This is a genomic window from Solibacillus sp. CAU 1738, from assembly GCF_039888725.1.
Lineage (GTDB): Bacteria > Bacillota > Bacilli > Bacillales_A > Planococcaceae > Metasolibacillus.
The window spans coordinates 95,065-110,371 of record NZ_JBDQQN010000003.1 but is presented as its reverse complement, the minus strand read 5'-3'; the positions used below and the strand labels follow the sequence as shown (position 1 = coordinate 110,371).

Here is a 15,307-nt window from a genome sequence, read left to right as displayed (position 1 = left end):
TCTTTAACCTGAGCTATTTATTAATCAAAAAATTCAACTTTACCATTTGCTAAAGATTTAATATTTGCTAATGATTCAATGCGGAGACCTTCTTCACGTAATTGCTTACCACCATCTTGGAAACCTTTTTCGATGACGATACCAGCACCAACAACATTGGCACCTGCTTGTTTAGCGATATCTAGTAAACCTCTAAGTGCTTCGCCGTTTGCTAGGAAATCGTCGATAATGATGATATTATCATCTGCTGATAGGAAGCTTTTTGAAACAGAAATTTCATTTGTTTCATTTTTTGTGAAAGAATGTACTTTTGAAGAATATAAGTTATCTGTTAAAGTTAATGATTTGCGTTTACGAGCGAATACTACTGGCGCTCCAAGTGTTAAACCTAAAAATGTTGCTGGCGCAATACCAGAAGATTCAATTGTTAATACTTTTGTAATGACTTGATCACTAAAGCGATTCGCAAATTCCTCACCAACCTCTTTCATTAACATTGGATCAATTTGGTGATTTAAAAATGAATCTACTTTTAGTACAACGTCCGATAATACTTTTCCTTCTTGCTCAATTTTATCTTTTAAAAGCTTCATAAAAAGCTCCTCCTCTATTTAGCTGAAACTTTACTAATATAAAAAACCCGAAAGGCCCCCTTTCAAAAAAGAGAAGAGCCTTCCGAGTTTTAAAAATCGAAAGAAATATTAGCAAACGACAAAATACGCCATGAACATTCGCCTTGCTAACTACTACTTCCCATAGTCGACTTCTTTACGGTAAGTCGGTAGAAACTCGCAAGCCCTATCCTCGCTATTATATGAGTAAAGTTTTAAGTTTTATAAGAATGTTCCAATTATAATCTTCGTATTTTCGAAATGCAATGGTATATAAAATAATAAAACGATTCGGATTTTTCGGAATTCAGCATGTTATTTATCCATTTCATAATACAATGTTCGTTTTTACCGAATTACTACATTTAGACGTATAATTCGCGAATACGTTCCTTAAAGTTTGCAAAAGATGCACCGTCTTTTCCAAAATACCTCATACTACGACAAGCCAGCACTTGAATTTTATGACCATTTTCTAGTTGTATTTCAGCAAAAACACCTAATTCCTCTAAATGTTGCACTTTGTCAATGGACGCTTTATCATCTATTAACTGCCCATCCAAAAGTAATCGAAACTGCTGCACCGCTTGCGTACCATGTAAAATAATCGTATCCGGCTGAAATTCATGTACAACCTCTTTAAATATTTGTTGTCCCTTGAAATATGCGTCTGGCATTTGTTTGCGTGCCTGTTTTAATTCCTCTGCACTGTTCGTTTGTAGTGCGTTAACATAAGTAACAACTACATTTTCGTCAAACTCCTGCTTCATCCATTGAACAAAGCTAAGTGTACCACTATATTCGCGGGATTGTTTCACGATTTGATAGCCGTATAATTCTTCAAACAAATCACCATATACTAATGAGTCAATATAAACACTTTCGCTAGTTGATTCACTGTCAATTTTTGGTGTAGGGTGTGCCCCTACTAAAAAGACACGCGATTTATATGGATTGCCGTCTACTTGGAAAGGTCGAAAATCAATTTCACCAGATGAACCGATTACCCATTCACGAATTTTTTTATAAAATCCTACTGATACCGTCATATACTCGCTTCCTTTAGCATTCATCCTTTGCAAACTGCTTACCCAACATTGTTTGTATATACGGGAATAGCATTGCAATTAGATAGTGAATTTTTATTTCTTCTATAATACTACGATAATACCATCTATGTTTGGGTTTCATTAATTTCACATTAAAAACTTCAATATTTTTATTATAGCATTACCTATTGGAAAAATATCCAATTATTAGAATACATTAAAAATCGGCAAAATTCACGTAAGGAACTTTGCCGATTGTTTTAATAATCCAAATCACATTCTTGTAGCGGAATGAGTTTTGTTTTGTATTTAATTTTATAGCCTAACCACAGTGCTCCGAATAGTGGAATACCGATATAAGAAATGATTATGCCCTCCCAGTCAATGGAACCACCAGTAAATGCCGTATAGTTTTGTCCTAAAATAACAATTAAGCACATTGTAAAGGCAAAAAGTGGACCGAATGGATATAGCTTTGCACGGTATGGTAATGCATTCAAATCTCGACCTTGTGCGATATAAGCTTTTCGAAAACGATAATGACTAATAGCTATACCGAGCCAAGCAATAAAACCTGACAAACCCGAAGCATTTAGTAGCCATATATAAACGACACCATCACCAAAAAACGAAGCTAAAAACGCTATACTACCAACAGCTATTGTTGCTAAAAGTGCATATACAGGTATTCCGCGTTTACTTACTTTCGCAAAAATTTTCGGTGCTTTACCGTCTACAGCTAGCTGCCATAGCATGCGACTTGCTGCATATAGCCCTGAATTCCCTGCAGAAAGTATAGCCGTTAAAATAATAGCGTTCATGACAGATGCCGCGAAAGCTATACCTAATTTGTCGAATACTAATGTGAATGGCGAAACGGCAATATCTTCAGACAGTAAACGTGAATCAGTATAAGGAATGAGTAATCCAATCGCGCCAATTGCGAAAATATAAAACAATAAAATACGCCAAAATACCGAACGAACCGCCTTTGGAATATTTTTCCCTGGATCATCCGTCTCCCCTGCTGTAACCCCTAAAAGCTCTGTCCCTTGGAATGAGAACCCCGCTGCTAAAAAAATACCGAACATTGCGAGGAAGCCACCTTTAAATGGCGCTTCTCCAATGAAAAAGTTTTCAAACCCTATTGGATCATGACCACGTAAAATACCGAAAATCATTAAGAAACTGACGATAATAAAGACGATTACCGTCACCACTTTAATCATTGAAAACCAATATTCGCTTTCGCCGTACGCTCTGACAGAAAGTAAATTAAATGTTAGTATAATGGCGATAAATAATACTGTCCACATGGCAGATGAACTGTCCGGGAACCAATATTTCATAATAAGTGATACTGCCGCAATTTCAGCAGCAATTGTTATCGCCCAGTTGTACCAGTAGTTCCAACCAAGTGCAAAACCAAGTGCTGGATCAACAAATTTTGTTGCATACGTACTAAATGAACCGGAAGTTGGCATAAACGCTGCCATCTCGCCTAAGCTCGTCATTAAAAAGAACACCATAATACCAATTAAACTGTATGCTACTAGCGCACCACCTGGACCCGCCTGGGCAATCGACGCACCACTCGCTAAAAATAATCCTGTACCAATTGTTCCGCCTAAAGAAATCATCGTAATATGACGACTTTTCAGACTCCGTTTCAGCTCAACTTTTTGACCAAGCTGATTTACTTTATTTTTGCTCATAATATCTCCTTTGTTTAATTCAAGTATAATGAAATATAAAAAGCCGCCACAAGCGATGTGACGACATAAAAAATCTCATCAGACTTGAAAGATAGCTCAACACGCAGATGCGTGACAGTTCTGTTCCTTATCGAAAACAGCCCCAGCATAAATACGTTAGAGCGTATATACACTTCGGCAATCATTCCTTTTGTAAAAGCTTCACCAATTCTCTAAAATCTAAGCTATACTACTAATAATAATTGCGACCTCTACCTCACTTATCATGAGGCAATAATATATGAATATAATAACACGGTTAAGTTTAGCATATCATATTTTTGCGCGCAACCTCTTTTGAATTCTGTATTCATGAACAATTCAGAAATAACCACACTGCTGGTATAATACAATTACTGACTATTAGGAGGGATTTTATGGACAATGATTCAACAATCCAAAAAAGCAAAAAAATAATAATTAATAAACATACACTACTTTTCGTTATTGCGATTTTCTTAATTGCAACAACCTTACGAACACCGCTCACAGTAGTTGGACCTATTATTTCATTCATTCGTGAAGGGCTAGGGATTTCGAATGTACTTGCAGGATTTTTAACTACGATCCCACTACTAGCATTTGCGGTTGTATCACCATTCGCTGCACCTATTTCGCGCAAATTTGGTATGGAGCTAACGCTGTTTTATTCTGTTATATTATTGTTAGGCGGTATAGTCATTCGCTCGTTAGGGCTAACATCGCTACTCGTACTAGGAACGGTACTCATCGGGGTTGCAATCGCATTTGGTAATGTGCTTATTCCGAGTTACTTTAAACTGAAATTCCCATTACATATTGGTATATTAACTGGGATTTATACGGTTTCTATGAATTTATCTGCCGGTTTGGCAGCTGGGTTTAGTCATCCAATTGCGTCATCATCATTTGGCTGGCAAGGCTCACTTAGTTTTTCAGGCATATTGTGTGTGCTGACACTTATTGCTTGGTTGCCATTACTTCGAGGGAAAAAAGTAGAAGTTGCCGCACCAAGTACTGAACAGGCAAGTAAAAAATTATCACGATCCACTCTTGCTTGGGCAATAGCCTTCGCGATGGGTTTCCAATCATTTTTATTTTATTGTACAGCGACTTGGATTCCAGAAATTTATATAGCACAAGGTATAGATCCTGAAAACGCAGGATGGCTTGTAACCATTATGCAGTTCTCACAAATTCCGATGACGTTTATTATGCCCATTTTAGCAGCAAAATTAACATCTCAACGCCCAATTGTTATCTTCTTTACGGTATGTTATTTCATTGGATTTACTGGCATGATTATGGAATGGACAAGTTTGGCGGTAGTTTGGATGATTTTCCTTGGCTTTGCAGGAGGAGCATCATTTGGGCTTTGTATGATGCTATTCAATTTGCGTACTAAAACAGCTTACGATGCAGCCGAATTATCGGGTTTTGCGCAGTCAATTGGTTATTTACTTGCAGCTATAGGCCCAGTCGCATTTGGTTTTATTCACGATTTAACGGATAGCTGGTTTATGCCGAATGTGTTGTTTATGATAGCAGCTACACTGTTATTCATTACCGGTATGATTAGTTCAAAAAACCGATATGTATAAGGTGAGCCCATTAATTGCATTAAACTAACATTCATTAAAAAATACACAATTTATTCAATTAAGAAAGTGGCTGCTTCATAAGAGAGGCAGCCACTTTTGTTAAAAGATTTTTTAGTAAGTTCACGCTTAACTAGCCCTAATTCCGGCGAGCCCTTTCGCTGCATTTACATAGTTTAACGTGTCATTAAGTAGCTAAATGTTAATACTATATACATAGCGGTAATGAACATTACTGTTATATGTTTCCTAGTATCTTCTTGTTTTTTACGCTTCTTTTTTATGAAATTGACTAACTCAAATAAAAAAATACCTAAAAAAATTATACTCATAGTAACAGAAATAAACTTTACTATATATTCAAACGTATCCATTTCAGTCCTCCTGGATCTAGTGTTTGTCATTATAATATTTTTTTAGTAAAAATTTTCATCCCAACTACTTTATCACGCTAATCCCCTTATTATTTCTTGGTGCAGTTGATATCCTCATAGAATTATTTTACTACATTAATGGATGCTTTTATGGGAGTTAGTAAATACGAACATTTGTACTTTTTATGTTATAATAATGGCAGAGAGTAATAAAGGAGTAAAGACTTTGCGAAAACGTAGAAAGAAAAGACAAAAAAACAAGTCGTTTATTCCAATGTTCCTGCTTCTGGCGGGTGCTGGTGGGTGGTATGTGATGAAAACACTTGAAGGAATTATTGGTGCGATTGTCATTTATTTAGTTTGCTACCTTAGCTTTAATATTTGGAGAAAAACAAGACATAGCGCGCGTTTGCGGAAAGCTGGTATTAAAGAAGTTGACGTTATGACCGGTGAGGAATTCGAACATTTCTTAGGAGAATTATTTAAGCGGCGGGGATTTAAAGTATCGTATACTGCTACTTCCGGTGATTATGGGGCGGACCTGATTTTAAAAGACGGAAAAGATATTATTGCTGTTCAGGCAAAACGCTATTCTAGTTCAGTCGGCGTAAAAGCGGTACAGGAAATTATCGGTGCAGTGAAAATGTACGACGCGAATGAAGCATGGGTTGTCACAAATAGCCATTTTACAAAGCAAGCCATTAAACTGGCGAATATTAACGATGTGTATTTAATCGATCGCCAAGAATTAATTGATTTAATTTTGAATAAACGATAAAAAGTTGCCTGCTGCATTTAGTTTATGCAGAGGCGACTTTTTCTTTGTTGACGCTGTTCTGTCTTGCCACATTATCTTATCAAAACGGCTCTTTTTGATAAAAATAGTTCGGCTTCTTAATAATATTGGCTATGGGTTGATGGTAAATATGCGTTGTGGCAGGAGACAATGGCGGAATCAACCACGTCCAGTTACCTGTAATATCACGTTCTGCCAAGCCTTCTTGTTGCTCGAATAATTTAAACTGCTGTGCGGCTGTATGATGATCAACTATGCTAACGCCTGCTTCCTTAAAAGAATGCAACACAGCAATATTGAGTTCAACGAGCGCGCGATCCTTCCAAAGTGAACTATTCGTATCTCGCTTTAAACCAATGGCATCTGCAACAGCCGGTAACATATTGTAACGTTTTGTATCGGCGAAATTGCGTGCACCAATTTCCGTTCCCATATACCATCCGTTAAAAGGAGCAGCAGTAAAATCAATGCCCCCACAGCTAAAACGCATACTCGAAATAATCGGCACCGCATACCATTTTAAGTTCAGTTCATCAATCGCTTTGTAGTCGGGATGCGTCACGTTTACTTCAAGCACATGTTCTTTCGGGATTTCAAAAAAATTCGGGATCTGCTCGTCTACTTGAATAACAAGCGGTAAAACATCAAAAGCCGTCCCCTCTCCCTGCCAACCAAGCTTCATACATAACTCAGTGAAACGAACTGATTCGGGATCCCCAACAATACCCTCATCTGTTTCGTAGCCAGCATAACGTATTAGCTGATGATTCCAAATACGCACACGACCAGGAGCGAAAATGGTAATAATCGGTTTAATTTTACCCCCATTTGTTGCAACATCAATATGCCGCAGTAGTGCTTCAAAAATCGCTTGCTCGTCTAAAAGGTGACGCTCATCAAATACTTGCAACGATTGCCAAAACAAGCGCCCTATACATTTATTACTATTGCGCCAAGCAACACGCGCACCAAATGTTATTTCCTCAGTTGTCGGTACGTATTCACCTTGTAGCTCTATTTGCTGAAGACGGCTCATTAACCAATGTTCCGTTTGATTTGTTTCATTTTTATATAAAGTTAAAAAGTCTCGCATTTCTTGAAAATTCATTGCCGTATTCCCCCAATATAACTTCATTGTAGAGAAAATGCCGTGCGAAACCAACGCGTCTGCTGCCAAATAAAACATGTATTTTTAATATATGACTAAAAGTGTTCAAACTCTTTTTATGTTGAAGGAGGATATTGTTGATTATTAAATTCCGGATTAAGGTCAATAGCCTTCTTCATTAGGTTCAAAACGGAAACAAGACACAAAAATACACATAGGGATCAATCCCCATGTGTATTTTTCATATGCATATACCTCGACACGAGCGTCGTCAAAAATGCGTACGTCACTGCCTTAACTGTTTGTGCCTCTTGCGTATCACGATGCGGATCGATGCAGACAAAGTCTACCGCGCATACAAGATTGGATTTGCCAACTTCAAATAATAAATCAAAGAGCTCATCTGTCCGCATACCGCCTGGTGTTGAAGCAGGAACGCCCGGCGCATAAGTAATATCGAGCACATCTATATCAACAGTCACATAAATAACATCCACTTTTTCACTAAGTGCTTGCATCACTTCGGCAATTTGCTGCTGGATGCCTGTTTTCCGTAGCTGCTTTAATGTAATGATATTTACATTATAGTACCGCGCAGCTTCGATTAATGACGGCGCATTATAAAAACCGTGCAAACCGATATTGTATACATCCTCACCACGGACGACACCAGCTTCAAGTAACTGTCGAATCGGCGTGCCATTTGACGGACCATTCGATAAATCACGTAAATCTAAATGCGTATCAAATTGCAAAATTCCGATACGTTTACCTTCTTTGAGTGCTCGAACAAGCGGCGCAGTAATCGAATGATCTCCGCCAATCGATACGTAAAAGCTTTGCGGATAACGTTCCATCACTTCTCGCATCGCTTGTTCAATATTAGTATGACATTGCAAAATATCCGTCGTATGCATTTTTACATCGCCAATATCCGCTACACGTAATTCTCGAAAATCAACTTGTTCATCAATATAATAAGTAGAAAACAACTCCCAGCTTTTACGAAAAGCAATAGGAAATTCAGATGCTGCCGACGCACTAATAGATGAACGCGAAAGTGGAACGCCTAGCAATACAACGTCAGGGACCTCACTTAGCTCAGCTACCGGACAAATCCAGTCCTTCACTTTCATGTCCTGACTAACTATACGATTCCATGAAAAACTAGGCTGCACAATCACTTCACTCATACGAGTACGCCTTCTTTCACAACGACTTCACCATTTTTTATAACTGTATGTGTATGATTCATGCCGTAAAAATATTGCATCTGCTTGTAATTCGGTACATTTAAAATAAGAATATCTGCTTTTTTCTGTGCTTCAAGTGAACCGATTTCATCTCCGCGATTAATGGCATACGCTGCATTTATCGTTGTGGCTGTCAGTACTTCCTCCAATGTCATGCCCATATTTAAGCAAGCTAAATTTTGGATAAATGGCAAGCTGATTGTTGGAGAAGAGCCTGGGTTAAAATCTGTTGAAATCGCAACAGGTACGCCTGAATCAATCATTAATCGACCTCTAGCAAACGGTGCTCGTAGGAAAAATGCCGTTCCCGGTAAAAGCACTGCAATCGTGCTAGCATCGGCCATCCGCTTGATTCCTTCATCAGAAGCGACAAGCAAGTGCTCAGCCGAAATAGCCCCTACCTCCGCTGCAAGCTCTGCCCCTTCATATGGTTCGATTTCATCTGCATGAATTTTCGGTATTAAGCCGAGCTTTTTACCCGCAAGTAGTATTCGACGAGACTGCTCAGGCGTAAAGACTCCCTTTTCACAAAACACGTCATTAAACTCTGCTAACTTGTGCTCTGCAACTTGTGGCAGCATATGATCAATAATGATATTGACATAATCATCTTCATTGCCTTTATATTCTTTCGGAACGGCATGCGCCCCCATAAATGTCGACACAATATCAATTGGATGGTTGTCATGCAATTTTTTTGCAACTTCCATTTGCTTGCGCTCTGTTTCCCAATCAAGCCCGTAACCCGATTTCGCTTCTACTGTTGTCACACCGTATTTTAAGAAATCATTTAAATGGGCATACGTTTTTTCGTATAGCTCATCAAAGCTTGCCGCACGCGTATGAAGCGTCGTTGAGTGAATACCGCCACCAGCATTCATAATGTCCATATAAGTTGCACCACAGAGACGCATGTTGAACTCATTTTCACGCGTCCCACCGTGCACTAAATGGGTATGACAATCTACTAATCCAGGCATTACAATTTTCCCACATGCATCGATAATTTCAGCATCCTGTATTAAATGTGGAAATTCATCATGTAATTGCTGAAGCGGTGCGATGCCAGCAATTTTTTCACCTTCGATCAAAACGGCCACACCTGTTAACACATTTATTTCACCCATCGCTTGTTTTGTACGCGGCCCCTTTTGTTCACTCGCTAACGTAATCACTTCATTTGCATTAACAATCAATTTCGCCATCATCTATCAATCCTTTAACATAGGCATATGCACGCCTTTTTCTTTTGCCGTTTGAATGGCGATATCATAACCCGCATCTGCATGACGTACTACTCCCATTCCTGGATCATTAACTAATACGCGTTGGATTTTTTCTGCTGCTAGCTCGCTCCCATCTGCGACTAAAACTTGCCCAGCATGCTGTGAGTAACCCATCCCAACACCACCACCGTGATGTAGGCTTACCCAACTCGCGCCACTTGCTGTATTGAGTAGGGCATTTAATAACGGCCAATCTGATACCGCATCGGTTCCATCAAGCATGCCTTCTGTTTCACGATTTGGGGAGGCAACAGAGCCCGAATCTAAATGGTCACGACCAAAAACAATCGGTGCTTTCAGCTCACCACTCGCCACCATTTCATTCACTCGCAGTGCAAAGCGGTGACGGTCTCCGTATCCTAACCAGCAAATACGCGCAGGTAAGCCTTGCCATTTCACCATTTTTTGCGCCATATCAATCCAGTTTACGAGTGCTGCATCTTCAGCAAACATTTCCTTAGCAAGTGCATCTGTTTTATAAATATCTTCCGGGTCACCTGATAATGCCGCCCATCGGAAAGGACCTTTCCCTTCACAAAACAGCGGTCGAATATAAGCTGGTACGAACCCCGGGAAATCAAATGCATTTTCTACACCCATTTCCTGAGCATAAGCGCGAATATTATTACCGTAATCGAAAACTTCTGCACCCGCCTTTTGGAATTCAAGCATTGTGCGTACATGCTCTGCCATCGTTTCCTTCGCCTTTTGTTCATACGTTTTCGGATCTGCCTTGCGCAGTGCGAACGCTTCCTGTAACGTCATTTCATTGGGCACGTAGCCATTAATTGGATCATGCGCTGACGTTTGGTCGGTGACGAAATCTGGGATAATGCCGCGGTTTAGTAGCTCGCGATTCACATCTGCGCAGTTCCCTACCAGTCCGATTGATGCGGGCTCTTTTTTCGCCGTTAATTCATTCACTAGTGCCATTGCTTCATCTACCGTTTCTACAACATAATCACAATAGCCTTCTTTTATTTTACGGTCGATTTTCGCACGATCGACTTCCACGACTAAAATAACAGCGCCCGCCATTTTCCCTGCAAGTGGTTGTGCTCCACTCATTCCACCCATACCACCTGTTAAAATGAATTTGCCACGCAAGTCAGCTGTGCCAAACACTTTTTTTCCTGCCTCGACAAAGCTTAAATAAGTCCCTTGCAAAATGCCTTGTGCACCGATGTAAATCCAGCTACCCGCTGTCATTTGACCATACATCATTAAATTACGCTCTTCTAATTCGTAAAACTTATCCCAGTTTGCCCACGCAGGTACTAAATTCGAGTTAGCAATAAGTACTCGTGGTGCATTTTCATGTGTGCGGAATACGGCTACCGGTTTTCCTGATTGCACAATTAGGGTTTCATCGTTTTCTAATTGTTTTAGTGACGCAATAATCTGGTCAAAGCTTTGCCAATCGCGCGCCGCTTTGCCAATCCCACCGTATACGACTAATTCATCCGGATTTTCAGCTACTTCCGGGTCTAAGTTATTCATAAGCATGCGCATCGCAGCCTCTTGTGTCCATCCTTTACATGTTAGCTCATTGCCTGTTGGTGCTTTAATATTTGTTTTGAATACCAAAATCGCTCTCTCCTTTTAGCCAAATAATAAAAATGCAATTGGTGTAACTAAAATCAATGTCAATACAACACGCTCAAACCAAATAATGATCATTTGACGAATTGTAAGAGGAATATCTGTTGATAAAATGACCGGAATAACAGCTGAGAAAAATAAAATAGCTGAAATCGAAACAACCGCAACAATAAATTTAGTTACCATTACTGCTTGTGTCACAAGTAATGATGGTAAAAACATTTCTGCTATCGATAGTGATAAAGCTTTCGCCGTTAACATCGGCTCTGGTAACTGCAATAAATACGTAAATGGTGCAAAGATATAGGCAACTACATCAAATACCGGCGTATACGTAGCCAACACTACTCCTAAAAGACCAATAGATAAGATCGATGGAATAACGCCCATCGTCATAATGACGCCGTCTTTTAAATGCAAATATAAATTCTTTAGTAGTGAAGGATTGGCATCGACTGCAATCATTGCTTCATTCCACGCTGTTTTCAGACGATCTTTTTTAACGATTATTTCCGGCTGAGGTGTTGCGCCTTCGCAATAATCATTACTCATTGAACGTAACGGATAAATGCGTGCCGTAATCGCCGTGACTACAAACGTGATTACTAACGTAACCCAGAAAAAAGCATTCCAATGTTCCATTAAATCGAGTGTTTTTGCGACAACAACCATAAATGTTGCCGATACTGTCGAGAAACCTGTCGCAATAATAGCGGACTCTTTAATTGTATATTTGCCATCTTTGAATACTCGATTTGTTAAAAGCAATCCTACTGAATAACTGCCGACAAATGACGCCACCGCATCTACCGCTGAGCGTCCAGGTGTTCTAAAAACGGGCTTCATTACCGGCTGCATGAACACGCCAATAAACTCTAGCAATCCGTAGCTAACTAGTAATGCTAGGAAAATAGCTCCTATAGGAATCAGTACCCCGACCGGCTTAATAAGCTTTTCCATCAAAAATGGACCGATATCGGGATTAAATAACCAAGCTGGACCAAAATTAAAAATCAGCATGACTCCAGCAGCTAATCCACCGACTTTTAATATTGATAACACAATATCCACCTTTGACTTTTTCCACTTTTTTGTGACAAATGGATATAGCGCACCAAAAATTAAAATCAATAAAATATATACGTTCACAAGTTGCGGGGCATTCTTAGATACAAATGTGACAATGTGATCCACTAAAATAGAGGATTTCCCTTGCCACTCAAACGTAACAAAAAAGCTAAAAATACCGATTAAACTGCAAATAATCATTTTGACAGCGGAAAATGTTTGCACTTTTTTGGACACTTCAAATCGACTACTTTCATTTAACTCCATAAACGCTCCCCCCTTTTCATTTATTATAGTTTTGTTTATTTTCTGAATAAATGGAATTTTGAGCAGTCTTATAGTAAAATTTTTATAGAATATCAGAAAACTCTTTACTTAATAGGAAAAATATATGAAATAGTATTTTTATATTGTTCGGAGGGGTATTTATTGCATATTTTAATGGTAGATCGGGACATGGCGGAATTACGCGGGATGGAGTGGTATTTAACAACATATTTATCGAGTAATGCGGAAATTTATTGTGTCACAACGAATGATGAGGCACTACATTATTTACAAAACCACATAGTAAATGTAGTCATCGGTGATATTGAACTGATGAATGAATCAATTCGATTAGCAATAGCTCAGCAATCTGCACTTTTTATTGCTACTACTGCACAGCCGATATTTTTACATGCGATGAAGGCTATACAATTGCAAGCTGTTCAATTATTCGTCAAACCGGTACCATTAGACGCTCTTAAAAAAATTTTACTGTCACTGACAATTCCTAAAGTATCAACACCCCCTGTCATTAATGATGCGACTAATCAATCATTGTACAAGAGAATTTTTTTACATGACCCGGCAATTTTCGAGTGTAAAACGAAGCAGTTTTTCATTATAGAACCGGATCATTCTACACAAATATTGCCTTTATACAATTGGTTATTAACATTGCCTATTTTTACCGAACTGATTGCTAATCCATTGCATAAGAGGATTTTATGTATTGCCCATAATATGAATTTACAGCAGCTGACACTTAGTGCACGTATGCTTATTGAAGAATGGCATATGCTGCATGATAGTTATATAAATATTGGCATTTATGACGGATTGGACACGACTCTTCAGAAAATGTATAACGACACAAAAAAAGCGCTCACTTTGCGCTTTTATAAAGGCTATAAGCAAATAATTTTCAGCTCAGAGCAAATTGCTTTCACCCCACTCGACCCACTGCTCACACCAGATGAGCAGCAGTTTTGGATTCAAAGTTTAGAATCAGGTGATATTCAGGCAATCAAACAATTTTTACAACGCCTAACAGAAACGAGTACATATTATCAGCAAGGTGATGTACGCATTCATTTAACGAGTATTCTAGCTCAAATTCGTCGCTTTATGATGAAGTATCATTTACAGCAACAATCAAAAATTGAAGCTTCTTATAGAAAGTTATTTAACCTTATATTGGAAGGTCCTATTTTATATTCGATCATTCAGGAAATAACATTATTTACACAAACATTAATGCATTCTGTGACAATGTCGAAACAGCAACTAAAGGCTGATTATAGTGAACTAGCTACAGAAATCGTTTACCGTGATTTCGCAGATACATCACTATCTTTGCATTCGGTTGCAAAGAAACTCGGGGTTAGCGCGAATTATTTAAGCTCGTTATTTTCGAAAAAGCAAGGCATACCTTTTAAACGTTATGTGCAAAATGTACGTATACAGCAAGCACTTAAAGTGTTAACGGAAACGAATTTTTCAATTGCCGAAGTGGCACAAATGAACGGTTTTGAAGATGTGAATTATTTTATTAAAGTGTTTAAGCAGCAACAAGGCACAACACCTTACCGGTACCGCTCCCAATGGCTGAGTGAGCAGTGAATGAAGTATAAGCGGACAGAGATTTGTATCGTTTTAAAACTCTGTTATTACAGCTGGCATTAAAAAATATTCAGTTTATCAATTATAAAATCAATTATTTCTGACTATTGCAACTAATATATTATCTATTTTGTTATGTTACTAGTTTTCTCAAATAACAAGTCTTTTAATTGTGGCTAAATTTTCTCAATTGGATGGTTTATATTTCATTTATGCATAAATCTTTTAAGATTCGGGGACCATAACACTTGACGAATTATTAGTTTTCTACCATAATTTTGTCGTAAGCAATAATTATTCTAAAAAAGAAATTAGTACATTTAATTATTGCGGTTTATTAACCAATTTTAGGAGGATTTTTATTATGTCATTAATCGGTAAAGAGTTACAACCATTTTCAGCTAAAGCATTCCAACAAGGTGAATTCATTGATGTATCTTTAGACAGCATGAAAGGTAAATGGAGTGTAGTATGTTTCTACCCAGCTGACTTCACATTCGTTTGTCCAACTGAATTAGAAGACCTACAAAACCAATATGCAACATTAAAACAATTAGGTGTAGAAGTTTACTCAGTATCAACTGACACACACTTCACACACAAAGCATGGCACGATTCTTCACCAGCAATCGGTAAAATCGAATACATCATGATTGGTGACCCATCTCATACAATCTCAAACATTTTTGATGTACTTGACGAAGAAGCTGGTCTTGCTCAACGCGGTACATTCATTATCGATCCAGACGGTATTGTACAAGCAATGGAAATTAACGCTGACGGTATCGGGCGTGACGCAAGCATTCTTGTAAACAAAATTAAAGCAGCTCAATATGTACGTAACAATCCAGGTGAAGTTTGCCCAGCAAAATGGCAAGAAGGTTCTGAAACATTAAAACCAAGCCTTGATTTAGTAGGTAAAATCTAAGGAGACGATTCCTA

13 protein-coding genes and 2 riboswitches are annotated in these 15,307 nt (G+C 38.4%); of the genes, 4 read left to right on the top strand and 9 right to left on the bottom strand.

What is annotated here, in order from left to right; all coding sequences use genetic code 11:
• Positions 1-20: 20 nt before the first annotated feature.
• The 3 genes from AAFN87_RS10080 to AAFN87_RS10070 form a co-directional block, all read right to left on the bottom strand.
• Positions 21-593, bottom strand: coding sequence for a xanthine phosphoribosyltransferase (locus AAFN87_RS10080; RefSeq protein ID WP_347790937.1), 573 nt, complete (start codon positions 591-593; stop codon positions 21-23).
• Positions 594-736: 143 nt separating this feature from the next.
• Positions 737-838, bottom strand: a riboswitch (purine riboswitch).
• Positions 839-976: 138 nt separating this feature from the next.
• Positions 977-1,660: an RNA 2'-phosphotransferase gene (locus tag AAFN87_RS10075; RefSeq protein WP_347790936.1), complete on the bottom strand. Its 684-nt coding sequence runs from the start codon at positions 1,658-1,660 to the stop codon at positions 977-979.
• Positions 1,661-1,920: 260 nt separating this feature from the next.
• A complete protein-coding gene (locus AAFN87_RS10070) occupies positions 1,921-3,375 on the bottom strand; it encodes an amino acid permease (RefSeq protein WP_347790935.1) in 1,455 nt (484 codons plus the stop codon).
• Between the two features lie 84 nt (positions 3,376-3,459).
• A riboswitch (Lysine riboswitch) is annotated at positions 3,460-3,637 on the bottom strand.
• A gap of 154 nt (positions 3,638-3,791) precedes the next feature.
• On the opposite strand from AAFN87_RS10070, the gene AAFN87_RS10065 reads away from it, so the two are divergent.
• Entirely contained in the window at positions 3,792-4,994 is a 1,203-nt protein-coding gene (locus AAFN87_RS10065) for a CynX/NimT family MFS transporter (RefSeq protein WP_347790934.1), read from the top strand.
• Between the two features lie 173 nt (positions 4,995-5,167).
• Here the strand turns inward: AAFN87_RS10065 and AAFN87_RS10060 are convergent, their stop codons facing one another.
• Entirely contained in the window at positions 5,168-5,365 is a 198-nt protein-coding gene (locus AAFN87_RS10060) for a hypothetical protein (protein ID WP_347790933.1), read from the bottom strand.
• Between the two features lie 226 nt (positions 5,366-5,591).
• Between AAFN87_RS10060 and AAFN87_RS10055 the strand changes: the two genes are divergently transcribed.
• Positions 5,592-6,143: a restriction endonuclease gene (locus AAFN87_RS10055; protein ID WP_347790932.1), complete on the top strand. Its 552-nt coding sequence runs from the start codon at positions 5,592-5,594 to the stop codon at positions 6,141-6,143.
• A 79-nt stretch (positions 6,144-6,222) separates the two neighbouring features.
• On the opposite strand, the gene AAFN87_RS10050 is transcribed toward AAFN87_RS10055, so the two are convergent.
• From AAFN87_RS10050 to AAFN87_RS10030, 5 genes are all read right to left on the bottom strand, one after another.
• On the bottom strand, positions 6,223-7,269 hold the full coding sequence (locus AAFN87_RS10050; RefSeq protein ID WP_347790931.1) for a nitric oxide synthase oxygenase: 1,047 nt from the start codon (positions 7,267-7,269) through the stop codon (positions 6,223-6,225).
• Between the two features lie 221 nt (positions 7,270-7,490).
• Positions 7,491-8,462: an agmatinase family protein gene (locus AAFN87_RS10045; protein ID WP_347790930.1), complete on the bottom strand. Its 972-nt coding sequence runs from the start codon at positions 8,460-8,462 to the stop codon at positions 7,491-7,493.
• A complete protein-coding gene (hutI, locus tag AAFN87_RS10040; RefSeq protein ID WP_347790929.1) occupies positions 8,459-9,727 on the bottom strand; it encodes an imidazolonepropionase in 1,269 nt (422 codons plus the stop codon). The genes AAFN87_RS10045 and hutI overlap by 4 nt, the downstream gene beginning before the upstream one ends.
• A gap of 6 nt (positions 9,728-9,733) precedes the next feature.
• Positions 9,734-11,395 (bottom strand): urocanate hydratase, encoded by a 1,662-nt coding sequence (gene hutU / locus AAFN87_RS10035; RefSeq protein WP_347790928.1) that lies wholly within the window; start codon positions 11,393-11,395, stop codon positions 9,734-9,736.
• Positions 11,396-11,410: 15 nt separating this feature from the next.
• Positions 11,411-12,745 carry a YjiH family protein gene (locus tag AAFN87_RS10030; RefSeq protein ID WP_347790927.1) on the bottom strand — a complete coding sequence of 445 codons (1,335 nt, stop codon included), beginning with the start codon at positions 12,743-12,745 and terminating at the stop codon, positions 11,411-11,413.
• A gap of 162 nt (positions 12,746-12,907) precedes the next feature.
• On the opposite strand from AAFN87_RS10030, the gene AAFN87_RS10025 reads away from it, so the two are divergent.
• Positions 12,908-14,365, top strand: coding sequence for a helix-turn-helix domain-containing protein (locus AAFN87_RS10025; RefSeq protein ID WP_347790926.1), 1,458 nt, complete (start codon positions 12,908-12,910; stop codon positions 14,363-14,365).
• A gap of 364 nt (positions 14,366-14,729) precedes the next feature.
• The gene (gene ahpC / locus AAFN87_RS10020) at positions 14,730-15,293 is read left to right on the top strand and encodes an alkyl hydroperoxide reductase subunit C (protein ID WP_347790925.1); all 564 of its coding nucleotides are present in this window, start codon (positions 14,730-14,732) and stop codon (positions 15,291-15,293) included.
• Positions 15,294-15,307: the final 14 nt, after the last annotated feature.

Coding starts and splice junctions, on each gene's coding strand:
- AAFN87_RS10080 (WP_347790937.1), bottom strand. CDS start 593: ATGAAGCTTTTAAAAGATAAAATTGAGCAAGAAGGAAAAGTATTATCG.
- AAFN87_RS10075 (WP_347790936.1), bottom strand. CDS start 1,660: ATGACGGTATCAGTAGGATTTTATAAAAAAATTCGTGAATGGGTAATC.
- AAFN87_RS10070 (WP_347790935.1), bottom strand. CDS start 3,375: ATGAGCAAAAATAAAGTAAATCAGCTTGGTCAAAAAGTTGAGCTGAAA.
- AAFN87_RS10065 (WP_347790934.1), top strand. CDS start 3,792: ATGGACAATGATTCAACAATCCAAAAAAGCAAAAAAATAATAATTAAT.
- AAFN87_RS10060 (WP_347790933.1), bottom strand. CDS start 5,365: ATGGATACGTTTGAATATATAGTAAAGTTTATTTCTGTTACTATGAGT.
- AAFN87_RS10050 (WP_347790931.1), bottom strand. CDS start 7,269: ATGAATTTTCAAGAAATGCGAGACTTTTTAACTTTATATAAAAATGAA.
- AAFN87_RS10045 (WP_347790930.1), bottom strand. CDS start 8,462: ATGAGTGAAGTGATTGTGCAGCCTAGTTTTTCATGGAATCGTATAGTT.
- hutI (WP_347790929.1), bottom strand. CDS start 9,727: ATGGCGAAATTGATTGTTAATGCAAATGAAGTGATTACGTTAGCGAGT.
- AAFN87_RS10030 (WP_347790927.1), bottom strand. CDS start 12,745: ATGGAGTTAAATGAAAGTAGTCGATTTGAAGTGTCCAAAAAAGTGCAA.
- ahpC (WP_347790925.1), top strand. CDS start 14,730: ATGTCATTAATCGGTAAAGAGTTACAACCATTTTCAGCTAAAGCATTC.